Origin of the sequence: Klebsiella sp. 1SOBk5mer, from assembly GCF_046603115.1 — a bacterium.
Classification (GTDB): Bacteria; Pseudomonadota; Gammaproteobacteria; order Enterobacterales; family Enterobacteriaceae; genus Klebsiella; species Klebsiella quasipneumoniae.
Map to the genome: position 1 here is coordinate 1,119,005 of NZ_JBKIUU010000001.1, position 19,008 is coordinate 1,138,012.

The following is a 19,008-nucleotide window of genomic DNA, read 5'->3' on the forward strand; positions in this document are numbered from 1 at the left end:
CGGTAAGCGCAGCGCCACCGGGGACAACCGGCCAGGTTACGGCGTAATCTGCTCCATCGCCTGTAGCACGCGTTTGTCCGAGATAGGGTACGGGGTCCCCAGCTGCTGGGCGAAGAAGCTCACCCGCAGCTCCTCGATCATCCAGCGGATCTCCCGGACATCGTCGTCTTCACGGCGGTTCGGCGGCAGCTTATTCAGCCACTGCTGCCACGCCTGCTGCACGCTCTCGATTTTCAGCATCTGCGCGCGGTCGCGGTGCGGATCGATAGCCATCTTCTCCAGACGCTTTTCAATCGCCTGCAGATAGCGCAGCGTATCGCCAAGACGACGGAAGCCATTGCCGGTGACAAAGCCGCGGTAAACCAGCCCCGCCATCTGCGCTTTGATGTCCGACAGCCCCAGCGCCATGGTCATATCCACCCGGCCTTTCAGCCGTTTGTTGATATTGAACACCGCGGTGAGGATCTGCTCGACCTGTTTGGCGATCTCCACGACCGTCTCGTTGAGCTCGGCGCGAACTTTATCATGCAGCTGGCTAAAGCCCTCTTCCGTCCACACCGGCCCGCCCGCCTCGTCGATAAGCTTATCAACGCCGCAGGAGATGCAGTCGTCAATCAGATCCAGCACTTTGCCGTACGGGTTAAAATAGAGCCCGAGCTTGGCTTTGTTCGGCAGCTTCTCGTGCAGATACTTAATCGGCGACGGAATGTTAAGCAGCAGCAGGCGACGCAGACCGCGCCACATGGCCTGCTGCTGTTCCTGTGGATTATCAAACAGCTTGATGGCCACGCTGTCGCGCTCGTCCACCAGCGCCGGCCAGGCTTTCACCTTATAGTTGCCGCGCTTCTGTTCGTAACTCTCCGCCAGGGTGCCAAAGCTCCAGATATGCAGCCCGCTCTGCTCGATGCCGTCATCAGCGACCGCCGACAGCGTCTCCTGAACTTTGCCCTTCAGCGCCTCTTTCAGCGCCTGCAGCGAGCGCCCTTCCTGCAGCTTCTTGTTTTTATCATCCACCACCCGGAAAGTGATTTTCAGGTGATCGGGCACCTGATCCCACTGCCAGGCTTCGCGGTCGATGGTCACGCCGGTCATCCGCCGCAGTTCGCGCTCGAGGGAGTCGAGCAGCGGCAGCTCGAGCGGCGTCGCCCGGCCAAGAAACGCTTCCGCATAGTTGGGCGCCGGAACGAAATTGCGCCGCACCGGCTTCGGCAGCGATTTTATCAGGGCGATAATCAGCTCCCGGCGCAGACCGGGGATCTGCCATTCAAACCCGGCCTCCTCCACCTGATTAAGCAGCGGCAGCGGAATATGCACCGTCACGCCGTCGGCGTCGGCGCCCGGTTCAAACTGATAGCTCAGCCGCAGCTTGAGGTTGCCCTGATGCCAGAAGTTCGGATAGTCCAGTTTGCTGACCTGCTCCGCCCCTTCCTTAATCAGCATGCTCTTCTCAAAGTTGAGCAGATCCGGGGTGTCGCGGCTGGCCTGCTTCCACCAGGCGTCAAAATGCCGGGCGGAGATGACGTCGTGGCTGATACGCTGGTCGTAGAATTCGAACAGGGTCTCGTCATCCACCAGAATGTCGCGGCGGCGCGACTTATGCTCCAGCTCTTCGATTTCCGCCCGCAGCTTCAGGTTCTCCCGGAAGAAGGCATGGCGCGTTTGCCAGTCACCCTCCACCAGCGCGTGGCGGATAAACAGCTCGCGGCACAGCGCCGGATCGATCTGGCTGTAGTTGACCTTACGCGCGCCAACGATCGGCAGGCCATAGACGGTGACCTTTTCCGTCGCCATCACCGCGCCCTGCGCCCGCTCCCAGTGCGGCTCACTGTATGAGCGTTTGATCAGGTGCTGCGCGACCGGCTCCACCCACTCCGGCTCAATGCGGGCGGCAATGCGGCCCCACAGCCGGCTGGTTTCCACCAGTTCCGCCACCATCGTCCACTTCGGCGGCTTTTTAAACAGACCGGACCCCGGGAAGATGGAGAAGCGGGCGTTACGCGCGCCGGTAAACTCCTGTTTATCGGCATCCTTCATGCCGATGTGCGACAGCAGACCGGTCAGCAGCGCAGTATGGATCTCGCGGTATTCCGCCGGTTCGCTGTTGATCGGCAGGCCAAGCTCTTTCACCACCTGACGCAGCTGGGTGTAGATATCCTGCCACTCGCGCACGCGCAGATAGTTCAGAAAATCGACCCTGCACTGGCGGCGGAACTGATTCGACGACAGCGCCTTCTGCTGCTCGCCGAGGTAGTTCCACAGATTGACGAAGGCGAGGAAATCAGACTCTTTATCGTGAAAGCGGCGGTGCTTCTCGTCGGAGGCCTGCTGCTTATCCATCGGCCGCTCGCGCGGATCCTGAATCGACAGCGCGGAGGTGATGATCATCGCTTCCCGCACGCAGCCGTGCTTCTGCGCCTCCAGCACCATCCGCGCCAGGCGCGGGTCCACCGGCAGCTGGCTGAGCTGGCGGCCCATCGGCGTTAGCTTATAGGCGGTGGCCTGCTCATCGGTGGTGATCGCGCCCAGCTCTTCCAGCAGGCGCACGCCGTCCTGAATGTTGCGCTTATCCGGCGCTTCAACGAACGGGAAGGCGGCGATATCGCCTAAGCCCAGGGCGGTCATCTGCAGGATGACCGACGCCAGGTTGGTGCGCAGAATTTCCGGGTCGGTAAATTCCGGGCGCGACAGGAAATCGTCTTCTGAATAAAGACGAATACAGATCCCTTCCGAGACGCGGCCGCAGCGGCCTTTACGCTGGTTGGCGGAGGCCTGGGAAACCGGCTCGATCGGCAGGCGCTGCACCTTGGTGCGGTAGCTGTAGCGGCTGATACGCGCGGTACCGGGATCGATAACGTACTTGATGCCCGGCACGGTCAGCGAGGTTTCCGCCACGTTGGTCGCCAGCACGATGCGCCGTCCGCTGTGCGGCTGGAAGACGCGGTTCTGCTCGCTGTTGGACAAGCGGGCGTACAGCGGCAGCACTTCGGTATGGCGCAGATCCAGCTTATTCAGCGCATCGGCGGTATCGCGAATCTCCCGCTCGCCGCTCATAAAGATCAGAATATCCCCTGGCCCTTCGCGCCCCAGCTCGTCGACGGCATCAAAGATCGCCTGCAGCTGATCGCGCTCGGTATCGTCCGCCTCTTCCACTATCGGCCGGTAGCGCACTTCCACCGGGTAAGTCCGCCCGGAGACTTCGATAATCGGCGCATTATTGAAATGCTTTGAGAAACGTTCCGGGTCGATAGTCGCCGAGGTGATGATGATTTTCAGGTCAGGACGGCGCGGCAGCAGCTCTTTCAGGTAACCGAGCAGGAAGTCGATGTTCAGGCTGCGCTCGTGCGCTTCATCGATAATGATGGTGTCATACTGCATCAGCAGGCGATCCTGCTGGATCTCCGCCAGCAGAATACCGTCGGTCATCAGCTTGACCATGGTGTTGTCGCTGACGTGATCGCTAAAGCGGACCTTATAGCCGATACAACCGCCCGGCTCCGTTTGCAGCTCCTCGGCGATACGGTTGGCGACGGTTCGCGCGGCCAGACGACGCGGCTGGGTATGGCCGATCAGCCCTTTCAGTCCGCGGCCCAGCTCCATGCAGATTTTTGGCAGCTGGGTGGTTTTACCCGAACCGGTCTCCCCGGCGACAATCACCACCTGGTGATCGCGTACCGCCTCGAGAATTTCTTGTTTTTTCTGGCTAACCGGCAGGTTTTCCGGATAGGTGATGGCCGGTCGCGCCGCTTCGCGCAGCAGGACTTTACCGGCTGCCTGGCTTATCTCCTGCGCCATCTCCTGGAGGATGGCCTGTTGCGATTCAGGATTTTTAACCTTCTTCACGCCGTGCAGACGGCGGGCAAAGCGCGTTTTGTCGCGCAGCATCAGGCCGTCGAGCTGTTGATAAAGCTGGGGGAAGGTGATTTTTTGTTGTTCTGTCATAGCGTTATCGGGCAGAGCTCTGCCGGGAAAATCTCTTTTGAAGTATTGCCTTAGAGTACCACATCTGTGTCATCCGTGCCTTGTTCAAAAAATCTGAACATAGGATTCGATATATTGCGCTATCTCTGTGGCGCGATTGTGAATACAGTGTCATCAAGCACCAGGGCACTGACCCGTCAATCACATTAAAAAAGGAAACACCCATGAGCAAAGTATTAGTTCTGAAATCCAGTATTCTGGCAGGGTACTCACAATCTGGTCAGCTTTCCGACTATTTTGTTGAACAATGGCAGGAAAAACACCCGGGCGACGAGATCACCGTGCGTGACCTGGCCGCTAATCCGATCCCGGTTCTGGATGGTGAACTGGTTGGCGCCCTGCGTCCGAGCGACGCGCCGCTGACGCCGCGTCAGCAGGAAGCGCTGGCCCTTTCCGACGAGCTGATCGCCGAACTGAAAGGCAATGATGTGATTGTTATCGCTGCGCCGATGTACAACTTCAACATTCCGACGCAGTTGAAAAACTATTTTGACCTGGTGGCTCGCGCCGGCGTGACCTTCCGCTACACCGAGAAAGGGCCGGAAGGTCTGGTGACCGGTAAACGCGCGGTCGTCGTGACCAGCCGCGGCGGTATCCATAAAGATACCCCGACCGACCTGGTCACCCCGTACCTGTCCACCTTCCTCGGCTTTATCGGCATCACCGACGTGAACTTCGTGTTCGCCGAAGGTATCGCTTACGGCCCGGAAGTCGCGGCCAAAGCGCAGTCTGACGCGAAAGCGGCCATCGACAGCGTGGTTGCAGCCTAATATTTCACTCCTCTCGCTTCCTGCGGGAGGAGTGTTTTACTTTTTCTCGTAGCGCAAATACCCCACCACGCCTCCGCCGCCATCGTTTGGATGATTCACCCCGTCGTTGACCTCCACGCAGGAAAAATCGAAAGGCGAAACGCCGTCAATGCAGGCCACATTCACCCCATACTCCTGTGGGTTTGAACGCCGTTGATGAAAGGTGTAGATCCCGCATACCGAGCAGAAAAAGTGCACGGCTTCACCTGTATTAAAGCGATACTCGGTGAGCTTATCCCTTCCGCGTACCACCTCTATGCCTGAACGCGGCGAAGAGACCGCGACCGCCCCGCGCATTCGACAATATGAGCAGTTACAGCGCCGAGCGGTATTGAAGCCGTCGCTGAGTTCAACGGTAAACGCCACCGCACCGCAGTGACAGTGAGCGGATAATTTCTCTGCCATATATTTCCCCCTCAGGTTGAGGATTTTGGCCGCAGGTTTTCATCAAATTCCAGCCGCTTACGCCCCTCTTCCACTTCCCGTAATGGCTCAACCTGATGCAGCGTCTGCTTACAGCGTTCCACCAGCACCTGGTATTCACGGGTACCATGCTTTTTCCACGCCAGCTCCTGTTCGCTCAGGACGCGAATCGCTTTTGCCGGGCTGCCGATGATCAGATGGTTGGCGGGCATCTCGGCGTTGGCTTTGACAAAGGCCGAGGCGCCGACAATGCTGTTTTCGCCGATGGTCGCCCCGTCGATAATCACCGCGCTCATCCCCACCAGCGCGTTGCGGCCAATCACGCAGCCGTGCAGAATAGCGCCGTGGCCGATATGTCCGTCCTCTTCCACCACCGTATCCTGGCCGGGGAAGCCGTGCATCACGCAGTTGTCCTGAATATTGGCCCCGTCTTTGACCACGATGCGGCCAAAATCGCCGCGCAGGCTGGCGTTGGGCCCAACATAGACCCCTTTGCCGAGGATCACGTCGCCAATCAACACCGCGGTCGGGTGGACGTAACTCTCCTCCGGCACCACCGGGGTCAGTCCATCAATCTGATAAATCGGCATGCAACCTCCTTATGCGCCCGGCAAACCGCCAAAGCGCTGATAATAGAGCGGGCCCGGCGCGGGAAGCTCGCCGACCGAGCTTTCACCTTTCTCGCTGACGAACGCCAGCGCGCCGGGACTCACCCGTTGGTAAATATTGATACACAGCTGGCGGGCGGTTTGCCCCGCCCAGTGCGCCGGCAGCAGCTCTTCCGGCAGCAGCGGATCTTTGAGCACCACCCGGCGATAGAAATGAATCAGCAGGAGCTGGATCTGAAAGCTGCGTTCCGGCGTTAACTCCGCGGGGTCACAGTCGCGCAGCAGCGGCAGTAACGGCCGGAATAACGAGATAAAAGCCTCATACATCTCGTTTTGTTCGGTGAGATGCCAGCACTCCTCCACCCGGCTGCGCAGCGCCGCCCGGGAGAGCGCCAGCGGCGAGTGGGCTTCAAAACAGATGACGTTTTCGGCGACCCCCGCTTCATGGAGCAGCGACTGGACATCCGCCAGCTTTTGCGACGGCGAGGCTAACAGGCTCGGCGCCAGCGCGCCAAACCCCTGCCACAGCAGCTGCTTTTTGACGTCGGCCAGCACATTTTTCTCCAGGCCTTCCGAAAGCAGCAGCAGCCAGGTGCCGTCCCATTCCGGAGCGTTCGCGCGATAAATTTTATGTTCCGCGCGTCGGGTCAGGCGCAGCCCTTTGTCGCTCAGACGATAGAAGCTGCGGCGGCCGATACGGACGACATCGAGCCACTCCTCTTTATTGAGGCGAAACAGCGCGGTGCGGACGAAACGCTCGCCGAAGCCTAATCCTTCCAGCAGCGCCGCGACGCTGCCCAGCCACACTTCCCCACCGCGTTGTAATAAGGCGTCGCCATACAGCGAGGCGATTAATGATGTGCCGCTGATCGGCGTCGCCGTCACCGCTTGTTGAATAAAGGCGTCGAGTTTACTCATCTGATTCATTCTGTTGTTATATTTTTCCTTTATGAATCATAGCACAGGAAATACCCGGCCTACGGCGTAAAGGCCTCAGCCGGGTTATCGGGGAGAGAATTAACCGCTGACCACCGCTTTACGCAGGTCGAATACGCGACAGGCTTTGCCTTCAGAGCGCGGAATGCTGCCGCAGTTGACGATGGTAATATCGGTGGAGATCCCGACCATCGACTTAATGCGGTGGCGCAGCTGGTGACAAATCTGGCAGCGCTGCTCGTGACTCAGCGCCAGCCCGCTCTCTTTCAGCTCCACGCGCACTGCCAGCGAATCGAGATGGCCGCGGCGATTCACCTCCAGCTGGTAGTGCGGCGCCAGGTGTTCAAACTTAAGGATCTCTTCTTCCAGCTGCGACGGGAAGACGTTAACCCCGCGGATGATCAGCATATCGTCGCTGCGTCCGCTGATGCGGTCCATACGGCGCATGGTGCGCGCAGTGCCCGGCAGCAGGCGCGTCAGATCGCGGGTACGGTAGCGGATCACCGGCAGCGCCTCTTTGGTCAGCGTGGTGAACAGCAGTTCGCCGTGTTCGCCATCGGCCAGCGGCGTGCCGTCGTCCGGGTTAACGATTTCCGGGAAGAAGTGGTCTTCCCAGATGGTCGGGCCGTCAACGGTTTCCAGACACTCCATCGCCACCCCCGGGCCCATCACCTCTGACAGACCGTAAATATCCAGGGCGGTGATCCCCAGCCGGCGCTCGATCTCCGCGCGCATCGCCAGGGTCCACGGCTCGGCGCCAAAGACGCCGACGCGTAATGAACAGCCGCGGGCATCGCCGGCCATCTGGCGCTCCAGCTCTTCAATCAGATTCAGACAGTATGAGGGCGTCACCATGATCATATCCGGCTGGAAATCGCGGATCAGCTGCGCCTGTTTTTCGGTCTGTCCGCCGGACATCGGGATCACCGTCGCGCCTAAGCGTTCCGCGCCGTAGTGCGCGCCAAGGCCGCCGGTAAACAGGCCGTAGCCGTAGGCGACGTGAATTTTATCTTTCGCCGTGCCGCCGGCGGCGCGCAGCGAACGGGCGACGATATTGGCCCAGTTATCAATATCGTTTTGCGTATAACCCACCACCGTCGGTTTGCCGGTGGTGCCGGATGAGGCATGAATGCGCACCACCTGCTCCATCGGCACCGCGAAGGTATCGAAGGGATAGTTGTCGCGCAGATCCTGTTTGGTGGTGCACGGGAATTTGGTCAGGTCGCTCAGTTCGCGGAAGTCGTCAGGGTGCACGCCTGCGGCGTCGAATTTACGACGATACATTGGCACATTGTTGTACGCATGATTCAGCGTCCACTTCAGACGCTGGGTTTGCAGGGCCTGCAGCTCATCACGCGAGGCGGTTTCAATCGGATCTAATTTTGTAGTAGTTATCATTGTAGGGTACTCGCAGGTAAATTAGCTCACACTCGCTCGAGGATCATGGCGATGCCCTGACCCACGCCAATACACATCGTACACAACGCATAGCGCCCGCCGCGGCGCTGCAGCTCAAGGCTGGCGCTCAGCGCCAGACGCGCGCCGCTCATGCCCAGCGGATGGCCTAAAGCGATGGCGCCGCCGTTGGGATTCACATGCGCCGCATCGTCCGGCACGCCGAGCTGTCTGAGCACCCCCAGCGCCTGGGCGGCGAAGGCCTCATTCAGCTCAATCAGATCCATATCGTTAATATTGAGTCCCGCCCGCTCCAGCACTTTACGCACCGCCGGTACCGGCCCCAGCCCCATCAGGCGCGGCTCGACGCCCGCCGTCGCCATCGCCACGATCCGCGCCCGCGGCGTGAGCCCCTGGCTAGCGGCCTGCTGTTCGCTGGCGATGATCAGCGCCGCGGCGCCGTCGTTGACGCCGGAAGCATTGCCCGCGGTAATGACGCCGCCTTGACGGAACGGCGCTTTCAGTTGCGCCAGCTGCTCAAGCGTGGTTTCCGGTCGCGGATGCTCGTCCTCGCGCACGTCGCTAAGCGCCCCTTTCCGGCCGACAACCTGCACCGGCACGATCTCCTGCGCCAGAATGCCGTCGCGCTGGGCCTGCGCCGTGCGCTGCTGGCTGCGCCAGGCGAAAGCATCCTGATCGGCGCGGCTGATATTTAACAATTCGGCTACATTCTCGGCGGTTTCCGGCATGCTGTCAGTTCCGAAGTGTTGCGCCATGAGCGGGTTCACAAAACGCCAGCCAATGGTGGTGTCGAACAGCTCCGCCTGACGCTGATACGGCGCGCTGGCCTTCCCCATCACAAACGGCGCGCGCGACATCGACTCCACGCCGCCGGCGATCAGCAGATCGGCATCGCCGGCTTTGATCGCCCGGGCGGCAAAACCGACGGCGTCCAGCCCGGAGCCGCACAGGCGGTTGAGGGTGGTTCCCGGCACGGTGTGCGGGTAGCCGGCCAGCAGCGTCGCCATATGCGCCACATTGCGGTTATCTTCGCCCGCCTGATTCGCGCAGCCGTAAATCACATCATCGATCGCGGTCGGGTCAAGCCTGGGGTTGCGGCTCAGCAGCGCACGCAGCGGGATCGCCGCCAGGTCGTCGGCGCGCACGCTGGCCAGCGCGCCGCCGTAGCGGCCAATCGGCGTGCGGATCCCGTCACAAATAAAGGCCTCGCGCATTACACTTCTCCTGTGATTGTGCCACCGATGCGGTGCGATTTGCCGCGAAAGAGGGCCACAATTTTTTGCTGTTGATTAACAATTTCAATGTCGTAGACCCCGGTCAGCTTGCCCTGCTGTTTGACTCTGGCGGTGGCGACCAGCCGGTCGCCGGCAAACGCCGGGCGGAGAAAATCAATGCTGGCCGCCGAAGCCACCGCCGCCAGCCCCTGGCTGTTACAGGCGTAGGCGAAAGCGGTATCGGCAAGGGTAAATAGCTGACCGCCGTGGCAGGTTTGATGGCCGTTAAGCATGTCCGGCGAGACGGTCATGGTCATCTGCGCAAAACCGTCGTCCATCTCGATGAGTTCGATCCCCATCGTTCTGGCGCAGGTATCTTTTTCGTACATCGCGCGCGCGTTGCGCCAGGCGTCATTGCTCATGGTGCTTCTCCATCAGCGCCTTCTGGCGCAACAGGGAGCCGGGGCGATAGCGCTCCTCGCCATAATGGTGGTGCAGGTTCTCCAGCAGGCGCAGCACGCGGCGCCAGCCGAGGCTGCCCCCCCACGCCAGCGGGCCCTGCGGGTAATTGACGCCCAGACGCATGGCGGTATCGATATCCTGTGCGCTGGCCACCCCTTTCTGTAGTGCATCCAGCGCTTCGTTAATCAGCATCGCCACCGTGCGCCACACCAGCAGGCCGGGATAATCGGCGATACGCAGCACGTTCTTGCCCTGCTGCTGGAAGTAGTGCACCGCTTTGTCCGTCGCCGCCGGCGCGTTAGTCGCCGCTGCGGCCAGCACCACCGTATCGCTGGCGCACAGGTCATACACCACCACCGGACGGCGATGATTAACGCTCAGCGCCAGGGCAGTCTCGCCTTCGGTCTCCAGCAACAGCAGCTCGTCCAGCTCGGTGACGCTGTCACTTATAGTGATGACGGATTGAGCGCCATGGGCAACCGGCGGCAGCGCCGCCGCCGTCCTGACTTCCGCAGGCCAGCGATAGACGCCATGGCCGCTCTTTTTGCCCAGCCGCCCGGCCAGCGCCAGCTCTTGCTGGAGAAGCGATGGCAGGTAACGGCGGTCCTGCCAGAAAGCGTTAAATACCGAGCAGGTCACGGCGAAGTTAACGTCCTGGCCAATCAGGTCCGTCAGCGCCAGGGGCCCCATCGGGAAACCGCCGCCGTCACGCAAAGCGGCATCGATAACCTCCGGGGCGGCCACCTGCTCCTCCAGCGCCCGCCAGGCTTCGGCGTAGAATGGACGCGCCACGCGGTTAACGATAAAGCCGGGCGTCGAGCGGCAGCGCACCGGCCGTTTCCCCCAGCCGCTCACGCACTGGCACAGCTGCTCCACCACTTCCGCAGACGTCGCCAGGCCGCTGACGACCTCCACCAGCTTCATGACCGGCGCCGGATTAAAGAAGTGCAGCCCGGCGACGCGTTCGGGATGCTTTACCCCGGCGGCGATGGCGGTAATCGAAATCGACGAGGTGTTGCTGGTGAGCAACGTTGACGGCGCGCAGATCGTCGCCAGCTGCGCGAACAGCGCCGTTTTTACCTCCAGGCGTTCAGAGGCCGCTTCGATCACTAAATCTGCGTCGGCCAGCGCGGCTAAATCGTGGCCCGGATGCAGGCGTGCCAGCAGCGCGTCGGCCTGCTCTGACGCCAGTTTGCCGCGCTCGACCCGTGAGGCGAGCCGCCTGGCAATACCCTCGATCGCCCGGGCGATGGCCTGATGATCGATGTCGTAAATCATCACAGGATGCCCGGCGGCAGCCGCCACTTCGGCGATGCCGGCCCCCATGGTGCCGCTGCCGATCACCGCCACGTTGGCTATGGATGTCGTCATTATCTATTTCCCGCTGAACTGTGGTGGCCGTTTGGCCAGAAATGCGCTGACCCCTTCGCGGTAATCATCGCTGCGCCCGGCGAGGCGTTGATAATCGCGCTCCAGGTCCAGCTGCGCGTCGAGACCGTTGGTTTCCGCCGCCAGCAGCGCCTTTTTAATCAGCCCAAGACCCAACGTTGGCTGAGCCGCCAGATGGCGCGCCAGCTGCAGACTGGTGTCCGCCAGTTCGGCATCATCCACCAGCTGCCAGATCATCCCCCACTGCGCGGCCTGTTCCGCGCTGAGGCTATCGCCCAGCAGCGCCAGCCCCATGGCGCGCGCGCGGCCGGCCACCCGCGGCAGGAACCAGCTGCCGCCGCAGTCCGGCACCAGCCCGAGCTTGCTGAAGGCCATCACAAACTTGGCCGAACGCGCGGCCAGCACGATATCGCAGCCCAGCGCCAGGGTGGCCCCTGCGCCAGCGGCTACGCCGTTGACCGCGCAAATCACCGGTTTCGGCAGCGCCGCCAGACGACGCACTAACGGGTTGTAAAAGCGTTCCACCGACAGGCCGAGATCCGGCGGCGGGCCGCTGGGGTCGACGTTGCGGTCGTTCAAATCCTGGCCGGCGCAAAAGCCGCGGCCGGCGCCGGTGATCAGCAGGCAACGCACGCCGTCGTCGCGCTCGGCCTGCTTCAGGCATTCCGCCAGCTGTTGATGCATCAGGTCGTTAAAACTGTTGAGGCGGTCCGGGCGATTGAGGGTAATGGTCATGACGCCCTGTTCCACTGCGCTGAGAATGAAAGCTTCCACGATTAGCGTCCTTTAAAGTCCGGGGTACGTTTTTGTAAGAAGGCGTCGATGCCTTCGCGGCGGTCTTCGGTGGCGCTCAGCAGAGTGAACAGCTGGCGCTCCTGCTGGAGACCGGCCTGCAGGCTCACCTCCTGCGACAGGCGCAGCGACTGTTTCGCCGCCCGGAGCGCCAGCGGCGCGTGGCAGGCGATGGTGGTCGCCAGTTGCAGAGCATATTCATCGGTTAACGCCGCCGGATAGATATCGCTTACCAGTCCGGCCTGCTGCGCCTGACGGGCGTCTATACTCTCGCCGCTCAGCACCATCCGGCTGGCCAGCGCCTTGCCAACGCTGCGGATCAGCCGCTGGGTGCCGCCAGCGCCCGGCATGATGCCGAGGGTAATTTCCGGCAGGCCAAAGCGGGCGTTGTCCCCGGCGACAATCAGGTCGCACAGCAGGGCCAGCTCGCAGCCCGCGCCGAGGGCGTAACCGTTGACCGAGGCGATCAGCGGTTTGGGGAAGGCATCGATACGCGCCCACAGCCGCGGGCGGATATCATCCAGGGTCGCCGGGAGATCTTTCTCCGCCATCTCGTTCAGGTCGGCTCCGGCGGCAAAGAAGCGCGGATTGCCGCTGATGACGCAGACGCTGACGTTGTCATCAGCGGCCGCGGCCTCCAGCGCCTCGGCAATCCGGGTTAATAAGGCATTGTTCAGCGCGTTGCGGGCCTGCGGACGGTTGAGCGTCAGCTGCAGCACCCGGCCATGGCGGTGGATCATCAGCTCGCTCATGCCATCCCCCGCGCGTCAAAGTCGACCACCACGTCGCCGCTGGTGGGCAGCGCCTGGCAGCTCAGCACGTAACCCGCCGCCAGCTCATCCGCTTCGAGGCTATAGTTGGCGGCCATCGCCACTTCGCCGCGCAGCACTTTGCATTTACAGGTGGCGCACACCCCGCCCTTGCAGGCAAACGGCAGGTCTGCCCCCTGGCGCAATGCGGCATCCAGAATGCTGTCGTCTTCGGCGCTGAGGGCGATCAGCCGATCGCGCCCGTCCTGGCGGATGGTTACCGTGCGCCCTTCCGCCTGCACCCCGGCGGCGCGCTTAACGCTGCCGCCCGGCGTATTGAAGCGTTCGAGATGAATGGCGTGCTCCGGCACGCCGAGCTCGCGCAGGGTCGTTTCCGCCTCATCCATCATTGTCGCCGGGCCGCAGATAAAGGCCTCGTCGAAACGGCTGAAATCCAGCAGATGGTCCGCGAGCTGGCGCAGTTTGTCGCCATCGATGCGCCCCTGCAGCAGATCGCTGTCCATCGACTCCTGGCTGAACAGATGCACCACCTGCAGGCGCTGCGGATAGCGGTCTTTTAAATCGGCCAGCGCCTGGCGGAACATCATGCTGTGGCTGCTGCGGTTGCCGTAGATCAGCGTGAAGCGGCTGTGCGGCTCGGTGGCCAGGGTGGCGCTAACGATCGCCATCATCGGCGTGATCCCGGAGCCGGCGGCGATCGCCAGATAGTCGCCCTGCCGTTCAGCCTGCGGCTGATAGCCGAAATGCCCCTGCGGCACCATTACCTCCAGCTCCATCCCCTGCTGGATAGCGTGCTGGGCGAAGCGCGAGAAGCGCCCGCCGTCGATGGCTTTGACCGCGACGCTGATCTCTCCCGGCGTAGGGCTGCGGCAGATGGAGTAACAGCGGCGCAGCTCTTCACCGCCCAGTCGGGCTTTCAGCGTCAGATGCTGGCCCGGACGAAAGCAGTACTCCGCCTGCAGGGCTTGCGGAATCGCAAACGTAATGGTCACCGCATCGCGGGTTTCCGGCTCGACTCTCGCGACCTTAAGCGCATGGAACGTCGTCATGGCAACCTCAAATACATTTAAAGTAATCAAAGGGTTCCCGGCAGCTGTCGCAGCGATAGAGCGCTTTGCAGGCCGTGGAACCGAATTCGCTAATCAGCGAGGTGCGGGTGCTGCCGCAGCGCGGACAGCTCACCTCGGCGGGCATTTCCGCATGGCAGGCGTGCCCCTGCGGCGGGCTGATGCCGTACTGGCGCAGGCGCTCGCGGGCCTCCTGGCTCATCCAGTCGGTGGTCCACGGCGGGTCCAGCTGCAGGACGATGTGGACCGGCAGATAACCATGCTCGCTCATCACCGCGCGGATCTCGCTCAGCAGATGCTCCGTCGCCGGGCATCCTGAATAAGTCGGGGTAAAGCCAATCACCCACCCGTCGCCGTGCCGCGCGACGCTACGCACCATGCCGAGATCGGTGATGGTGAGTACCGGCACTTCCGGATCCGGGATCGCGCTTAACACTCCCCAGATGGCGCGCACCTCGGCGGGAGCGATGTCATCTAAACGTTGCATCGTCCCCTCCCTTACCACTGCAGGCCGGGATGGGAACGCTGCAGATATTGCATCTCCGCCAGCAGCGGGCCGAGATGTTCACTGTGCAGCCCCTGTTTGCCGCCGCTGCGAAAGGCCGCTTCCTGCGGGACCGATAAGCCTGAGTCAAGCAGCGCGGTATGCACGGTGCTTTGCCATTCGGCCTGAAGCTCGCGCGGATCAACCGCAATGCCCTGCCCGGCCAGGCTGAGCTCCAGGTCATCGGCAAGGAACAGTTCGCCGGTAAAGCGCCACAGATTGTCGACCGCCTGCTGCATTTTGCGATTTGAAACCTCGGTGCCGTGACCAAGACGCTCCAGCCAGCCGCGGCTGAAGCGCTGGTGGTAGCGCACCTCTTTCAGCCCTTTGGCGGCAATGGCCGCCAGCTGCGCGTCACGGCTGTTCACCAGCCGGCTGTACAGGGCGACGTGCCAGACGTCGATAAAGAACTGGCGGGCGATGGTGTCGGCAAAATTGCCGTTCGGTTGCTCCACCAGCAGCAGGTTGCTGAACTGGCGCTCATCGCGGCCAAAGGCCAGGGTATCTTCATCGCCGCAGCCGTTAAGCTCGGCGGCATAGCTCAAAAAGTTGCGCGCCTGGCCAAGCAGATCGAGGCCGATATTGGCCAATGCGAGATCGATCTCCAGCTCCGGGGCATGGCCGCACCAGGCGCCTAAACGCTGGGCCAGCACCAGGCCGTTGTCGCCAAGACGCAGAGCATAGGCGGCTACAGGATTGGGGTTATTCATCGCCGCCTCACATGTGTTCCATGCCGTCCGGCACGGTATAGAAGGTCGGATGACGGTAGACTTTGCTTTCCGCCGGGTCGAAGAATTCGCCGCGCGCTTCCGGCTGCGAGGCGACGATTTCGCTGGCCTTCACCACCCAAATGGAGCAGCCTTCGCTGCGGCGGGTGTAGGCGTCGCGGGCGTTCTCCAGCGCCATTTGATCGTCAGCGGCATGCAGGCTGCCGACGTGACGATGGGAAAGCCCCTGTTTGCTGCGAACGAACACTTCATATAACGGCCAGTAAACTTTGCTCATGTTGTCTCTCCTTATGCCGCGCTGCGGGCCTGCTGTTTTTGCGCATGGGCCAGCGCGGCTTCGCGAACCCACTCGCCCTCTTCCCAGGCCTTACGCTTGGCGGCCAGCCGCTCGTGGTTGCACACGCCACGGCCGCTAATCACCTCGTTAAACTCCTGCCAGTCGATCTCGCCGAAGCGGTAGTGGCCGCTGGCTTCATCAAAGTGCAACTCCGGGTCCGGGACGGTCATGCCGAGGATCTCCACCTGCGGCACGGTGTTGTCGACGAAGCGTTGACGCAGCTCGTCGTTGGAGTGCAGTTTGATTTTCCACGCCATGCTGCGGGCGCTGTTCGGCGAGTTGTCGTCGTTGGGGCCAAACATCATCAGCGCCGGCCACCAGAAGCGGTTAATGGCGTCCTGCAGCATCTGCCGCTGGGCGTCATTACCCTGCGCCAGCGCCATGCAGGCTTCGAATCCCTGGCGCTGGTGAAAGCTCTCTTCTTTGCAGATTTTGACCATCGCCCGGGCATAGGGGCCGTAGGACGTCCGGCACAGCGCCACCTGGTTGACGATGGCCGCGCCATCGACCAGCCAGCCGATCACGCCGATATCGGCCCAGCTCAGCGTCGGGTAGTTAAAAATGGAGGAGTATTTCATCTGCCCGTCGAGCATCTTCTGATACAGATCTTCCCGCGCGCAGCCGAGGGTTTCCGCGGCGCTATAGAGATACAGCCCGTGGCCGGCCTCATCCTGCACTTTAGCCAGCAGGATCGCTTTGCGGCGCAGAGTGGGCGCCCGGGTGATCCAGTTGCCTTCCGGCAGCATGCCGACGATTTCCGAGTGCGCATGCTGACCAATCTGACGGATCAGGGTTTTACGATAGGCATCCGGCATCCAGTCCTGCGGTTCGATGGCCGTTTCCTGCGCGATGCGCTGGTCAAAGCGTTGTTCTTCTGTCACGTCATCACCTTTATGATTCCGATATTCACATCACAACCGTTTATGTGAATCACTTTGTTTATTGAAGGTTACATATTGGTTAAAGAAAACCACAAATTTTGTTTACTCTTTTTGTGATAGCCTCCGCAAAACCTTTTGTAAACCACAACAAATACAGTTAATTAGGCCGAAAACATAACGTCATCGCGATCACAATGTTAATAATTTATTAAATACGAGCTTGCATTTTATGATTCATAAAAGAACTATTTATAGACATTCCACGTAACATATTTGGAGATTCGCGATGCAGCAGTTAGCCAGCTACTTATCCGGCGCCTGGCAGACCGGCCGGGGCCGCGCCCGTACTATCCATCACGCCATCACCGGCGCGGCGCTGTGGGAGGTGACCAGCGAAGGCCTGGATATGGCGCAGGCGCGCCGCTTCGCAATTGAGCGCGGCGGTCAGGCTCTGCAAGCCATGACCTTTATTGAACGCAGCGCGATGTTAAAAGCGGTAGCGAAACATCTGCTGGAGCAGAAAGACCAGTTCTACGCGATTTCCGCGCAAACCGGCGCCACCCGCGCCGACAGCTGGGTGGATATCGAAGGCGGCATCGGCACCCTTTTCACCTATGCCGGGCTCGGTAGTCGCGAACTGCCGGACGATATCCTGTGGCCGGAAGACGAGCTGATCCCGCTCTCTAAACAGGGCGGTTTTGCCGCGCGTCACGTGCTGACCTCAAAATCAGGCGTCGCTGTGCATATCAACGCCTTCAACTTCCCCTGCTGGGGAATGCTGGAAAAACTGGCCCCCACCTGGCTGGCCGGCATGCCGGCGATCGTTAAACCGGCCACCGCCACCGCCCAGCTCACCCAGGCCATGGTGAAGGCGATTGTCGACAGCGGCCTGGTGCCGGAAGGCGCCATCAGCCTGATTTGCGGCGGCGCGGGCGATCTTCTCGACCATCTCGACAGCCAGGACGTGGTGACCTTTACCGGCTCAGCCGCCACCGGCCAGCAGCTGCGGTCGCACCCCAACCTGGTGGCCAAATCGATTCCCTTTACCATGGAAGCGGATTCGCTCAACTGCTGTGTGTTAGGCGAAGACGTCAAGCCGGAGCAGCCGGAGTTCGCGCTGTTTATCCGGGAAGTGGTCCGCGAGATGACGGCGAAAGCCGGGCAAAAATGTACCGCTATCCGCCGCATCATCGTCCCGTTGGCGCAGATCAATGCGGTTAGCGATGCGCTGATCGCCCGCCTGCATAAAGTGACCGTCGGCGACCCGGCGCAGGAAGGGATTAAGATGGGGGCGCTGGTTAATCACGAGCAGCGTCAGGACGTTCAGGAGAGCGTCAATAAACTGATTGCCGCCGGCTGCGAAGCGCTGCTTGGCGGACAGGCGGACCTCAGCGCGGCCGGGGCCTTTTTCCCGCCGACGCTGCTCTACTGCGCGCAGCCGGATGAAACCCCAGCGGTTCACGCCATTGAAGCCTTTGGTCCGGTGGCGACCCTGATGCCCTACCAGGATCGCCAGCATGCCCTGGCGCTGGCTCGTGCCGGCGGCGGTAGCCTGGCGGGAACGCTGGTCACCGCCAGCGGCGAACTGGCGCGCGAGTTTATCCTCGGCGCCGCCCGCGCCCATGGCCGTATTCAGATACTGAACGAGGCGTCCTCGGTCGAGTCAACCGGCCACGGTTCGCCGCTGCCGCAGCTGGTGCACGGCGGCCCCGGCCGCGCCGGCGGCGGCGAAGAGCTCGGCGGACTGCGTTCGGTGAAACACTATATGCAGCGCACCGCCGTCCAGGGCAGCCCGACGATGCTGGCGACCATTGGCCAGCAGTGGGTGCGCGGCGCCCAGGTGAGCGAAGACCGCATTCACCCGTTCCGCAAATATTTCGAAGAGATCCAGCCCGGCGACAGTTTGCTGACCCCGCGGCGCACCCTGACCGAAGCGGATATCGTTAACTTCGCCTGTCTGAGCGGCGACCATTTCTACGCCCACATGGACAAAATCGCCGCCGCCGACTCGATTTTCGGCGAGCGCGTGGTCCACGGTTATTTCCTGATCTCCGCGGCGGCCGGTCTGTTCGTCGATGCCGGCGTCGGGCCGGTTATCGCTAACTACGGCATGGAAAACCTGCGCTTTATTGAACCGGTCAAGCCGGGAGACACCATCCAGGTGCGTCTGACCTGTAAGCGGAAAACCGTTAAACGTCAGCGTAGCGCCGAGGAGAAAGCTACCGGCGTGGTGGAATGGGCGGTGGAGATTTTCAACCAGCACCAGCAGGCGGTGGCGCTGTATTCCATTCTGACCCTGGTGGCTCGCCAGCAGGGGGATTTCCCGGCGTAATGGCGGAAAATTGACCGCTGGCGCTCTGTTGGCCGTTTCTTGAGCCATTGAGACTGCAAGCGGTGTGCAACGGTTTCGCCGCGGGAAGTCCTTTATGTTATCTGCGGCTTCAGCGTAGTTTGCGCGGGCCTACTGGCAGTCAGACCCGGACAAGTAGGCCGGGTAAGGCGCAGCCGCCACCCGGCGACATCACGGCTACCGTACCTGATATCTTGCCCGGCGGCGCTGCGCTTGCGCGGGCCTACTGGCAGTCAGACCCGGACAGGTAGGCCGGGTAAGGCGCAGCCGCCACCCGGCACAAAATCGGCGCACGTGCCCGCTG

At 61.6% G+C, this 19,008-nt stretch carries 17 protein-coding genes; 2 read left to right on the top strand and 15 right to left on the bottom strand.

Going from position 1 to position 19,008, the window contains the following annotated elements:
- Window positions 1-36: 36 nt before the first annotated feature.
- On the bottom strand, window positions 37-3,939 hold the full coding sequence (gene hrpA, locus ACLH1U_RS05515; protein ID WP_275257021.1) for an ATP-dependent RNA helicase HrpA: 3,903 nt from the start codon (window positions 3,937-3,939) through the stop codon (window positions 37-39).
- Window positions 3,940-4,142: 203 nt separating this feature from the next.
- Here hrpA and azoR point away from each other — a divergent pair, with 203 nt between their 5' ends.
- Window positions 4,143-4,748, top strand: a complete 606-nt coding sequence (azoR, locus tag ACLH1U_RS05520; protein ID WP_002902889.1) for an FMN-dependent NADH-azoreductase — start codon at window positions 4,143-4,145, stop codon at window positions 4,746-4,748.
- Between the two features lie 36 nt (window positions 4,749-4,784).
- Here the strand turns inward: azoR and ACLH1U_RS05525 are convergent, their stop codons facing one another.
- The 14 genes from ACLH1U_RS05525 to paaA all read right to left on the bottom strand — a co-directional run bounded on the left by ACLH1U_RS05525 (window position 4,785) and on the right by paaA (window position 16,354).
- Complete coding sequence (locus ACLH1U_RS05525; protein ID WP_023289463.1) at window positions 4,785-5,192, bottom strand: GFA family protein; 408 nt, start codon at window positions 5,190-5,192, stop codon at window positions 4,785-4,787.
- Window positions 5,193-5,203: 11 nt separating this feature from the next.
- Window positions 5,204-5,800: a phenylacetic acid degradation protein PaaY gene (paaY, locus tag ACLH1U_RS05530; RefSeq protein WP_023289462.1), complete on the bottom strand. Its 597-nt coding sequence runs from the start codon at window positions 5,798-5,800 to the stop codon at window positions 5,204-5,206.
- Window positions 5,801-5,809: 9 nt separating this feature from the next.
- Window positions 5,810-6,736, bottom strand: a complete 927-nt coding sequence (gene paaX, locus ACLH1U_RS05535; protein ID WP_072199087.1) for a phenylacetic acid degradation operon negative regulatory protein PaaX — start codon at window positions 6,734-6,736, stop codon at window positions 5,810-5,812.
- A 99-nt stretch (window positions 6,737-6,835) separates the two neighbouring features.
- A complete protein-coding gene (paaK, locus tag ACLH1U_RS05540) occupies window positions 6,836-8,152 on the bottom strand; it encodes a phenylacetate--CoA ligase PaaK (RefSeq protein WP_023289460.1) in 1,317 nt (438 codons plus the stop codon).
- A 26-nt stretch (window positions 8,153-8,178) separates the two neighbouring features.
- The gene (gene pcaF, locus ACLH1U_RS05545) at window positions 8,179-9,384 is read right to left on the bottom strand and encodes a 3-oxoadipyl-CoA thiolase (protein ID WP_044522629.1); all 1,206 of its coding nucleotides are present in this window, start codon (window positions 9,382-9,384) and stop codon (window positions 8,179-8,181) included.
- On the bottom strand, window positions 9,384-9,806 hold the full coding sequence (gene paaI / locus ACLH1U_RS05550) for a hydroxyphenylacetyl-CoA thioesterase PaaI (protein WP_023289458.1): 423 nt from the start codon (window positions 9,804-9,806) through the stop codon (window positions 9,384-9,386). The genes pcaF and paaI overlap by 1 nt, the downstream gene beginning before the upstream one ends.
- Window positions 9,796-11,220, bottom strand: a complete 1,425-nt coding sequence (locus ACLH1U_RS05555) for a 3-hydroxyacyl-CoA dehydrogenase (RefSeq protein WP_411299131.1) — start codon at window positions 11,218-11,220, stop codon at window positions 9,796-9,798. Before ACLH1U_RS05555 ends, paaI begins: the two co-directional genes overlap by 11 nt.
- Window positions 11,221-12,009 carry a 2-(1,2-epoxy-1,2-dihydrophenyl)acetyl-CoA isomerase PaaG gene (paaG, locus tag ACLH1U_RS05560; protein ID WP_050534152.1) on the bottom strand — a complete coding sequence of 263 codons (789 nt, stop codon included), beginning with the start codon at window positions 12,007-12,009 and terminating at the stop codon, window positions 11,221-11,223.
- Between the two features lie 2 nt (window positions 12,010-12,011).
- Window positions 12,012-12,779 carry a 2,3-dehydroadipyl-CoA hydratase PaaF gene (gene paaF, locus ACLH1U_RS05565; RefSeq protein WP_411299118.1) on the bottom strand — a complete coding sequence of 256 codons (768 nt, stop codon included), beginning with the start codon at window positions 12,777-12,779 and terminating at the stop codon, window positions 12,012-12,014.
- Window positions 12,776-13,846: a 1,2-phenylacetyl-CoA epoxidase subunit PaaE gene (gene paaE, locus ACLH1U_RS05570; protein ID WP_023289454.1), complete on the bottom strand. Its 1,071-nt coding sequence runs from the start codon at window positions 13,844-13,846 to the stop codon at window positions 12,776-12,778. Before paaE ends, paaF begins: the two co-directional genes overlap by 4 nt.
- Before the next feature lie 7 nt (window positions 13,847-13,853).
- Window positions 13,854-14,351 carry a 1,2-phenylacetyl-CoA epoxidase subunit PaaD gene (paaD, locus tag ACLH1U_RS05575; RefSeq protein WP_023289453.1) on the bottom strand — a complete coding sequence of 166 codons (498 nt, stop codon included), beginning with the start codon at window positions 14,349-14,351 and terminating at the stop codon, window positions 13,854-13,856.
- An 11-nt stretch (window positions 14,352-14,362) separates the two neighbouring features.
- Complete coding sequence (gene paaC, locus ACLH1U_RS05580; protein WP_112201634.1) at window positions 14,363-15,118, bottom strand: 1,2-phenylacetyl-CoA epoxidase subunit PaaC; 756 nt, start codon at window positions 15,116-15,118, stop codon at window positions 14,363-14,365.
- A gap of 7 nt (window positions 15,119-15,125) precedes the next feature.
- Window positions 15,126-15,413, bottom strand: coding sequence for a 1,2-phenylacetyl-CoA epoxidase subunit PaaB (gene paaB / locus ACLH1U_RS05585; protein ID WP_023289451.1), 288 nt, complete (start codon window positions 15,411-15,413; stop codon window positions 15,126-15,128).
- 11 nt (window positions 15,414-15,424) lie between these two features.
- On the bottom strand, window positions 15,425-16,354 hold the full coding sequence (gene paaA, locus ACLH1U_RS05590; RefSeq protein ID WP_032452647.1) for a 1,2-phenylacetyl-CoA epoxidase subunit PaaA: 930 nt from the start codon (window positions 16,352-16,354) through the stop codon (window positions 15,425-15,427).
- A gap of 286 nt (window positions 16,355-16,640) precedes the next feature.
- Between paaA and paaZ the strand changes: the two genes are divergently transcribed.
- Window positions 16,641-18,686: a phenylacetic acid degradation bifunctional protein PaaZ gene (gene paaZ / locus ACLH1U_RS05595; RefSeq protein WP_065805966.1), complete on the top strand. Its 2,046-nt coding sequence runs from the start codon at window positions 16,641-16,643 to the stop codon at window positions 18,684-18,686.
- Window positions 18,687-19,008: the final 322 nt, after the last annotated feature.

Coding starts and splice junctions, on each gene's coding strand:
- hrpA (WP_275257021.1), bottom strand. CDS start 3,939: ATGACAGAACAACAAAAAATCACCTTCCCCCAGCTTTATCAACAGCTC.
- azoR (WP_002902889.1), top strand. CDS start 4,143: ATGAGCAAAGTATTAGTTCTGAAATCCAGTATTCTGGCAGGGTACTCA.
- ACLH1U_RS05525 (WP_023289463.1), bottom strand. CDS start 5,192: ATGGCAGAGAAATTATCCGCTCACTGTCACTGCGGTGCGGTGGCGTTT.
- paaY (WP_023289462.1), bottom strand. CDS start 5,800: ATGCCGATTTATCAGATTGATGGACTGACCCCGGTGGTGCCGGAGGAG.
- paaX (WP_072199087.1), bottom strand. CDS start 6,736: ATGAGTAAACTCGACGCCTTTATTCAACAAGCGGTGACGGCGACGCCG.
- paaK (WP_023289460.1), bottom strand. CDS start 8,152: ATGATAACTACTACAAAATTAGATCCGATTGAAACCGCCTCGCGTGAT.
- pcaF (WP_044522629.1), bottom strand. CDS start 9,384: ATGCGCGAGGCCTTTATTTGTGACGGGATCCGCACGCCGATTGGCCGC.
- paaI (WP_023289458.1), bottom strand. CDS start 9,806: ATGAGCAATGACGCCTGGCGCAACGCGCGCGCGATGTACGAAAAAGAT.
- paaF (WP_411299118.1), bottom strand. CDS start 12,779: ATGAGCGAGCTGATGATCCACCGCCATGGCCGGGTGCTGCAGCTGACG.
- paaE (WP_023289454.1), bottom strand. CDS start 13,846: ATGACGACGTTCCATGCGCTTAAGGTCGCGAGAGTCGAGCCGGAAACC.
- paaD (WP_023289453.1), bottom strand. CDS start 14,351: ATGCAACGTTTAGATGACATCGCTCCCGCCGAGGTGCGCGCCATCTGG.
- paaC (WP_112201634.1), bottom strand. CDS start 15,118: ATGAATAACCCCAATCCTGTAGCCGCCTATGCTCTGCGTCTTGGCGAC.
- paaB (WP_023289451.1), bottom strand. CDS start 15,413: ATGAGCAAAGTTTACTGGCCGTTATATGAAGTGTTCGTTCGCAGCAAA.
- paaZ (WP_065805966.1), top strand. CDS start 16,641: ATGCAGCAGTTAGCCAGCTACTTATCCGGCGCCTGGCAGACCGGCCGG.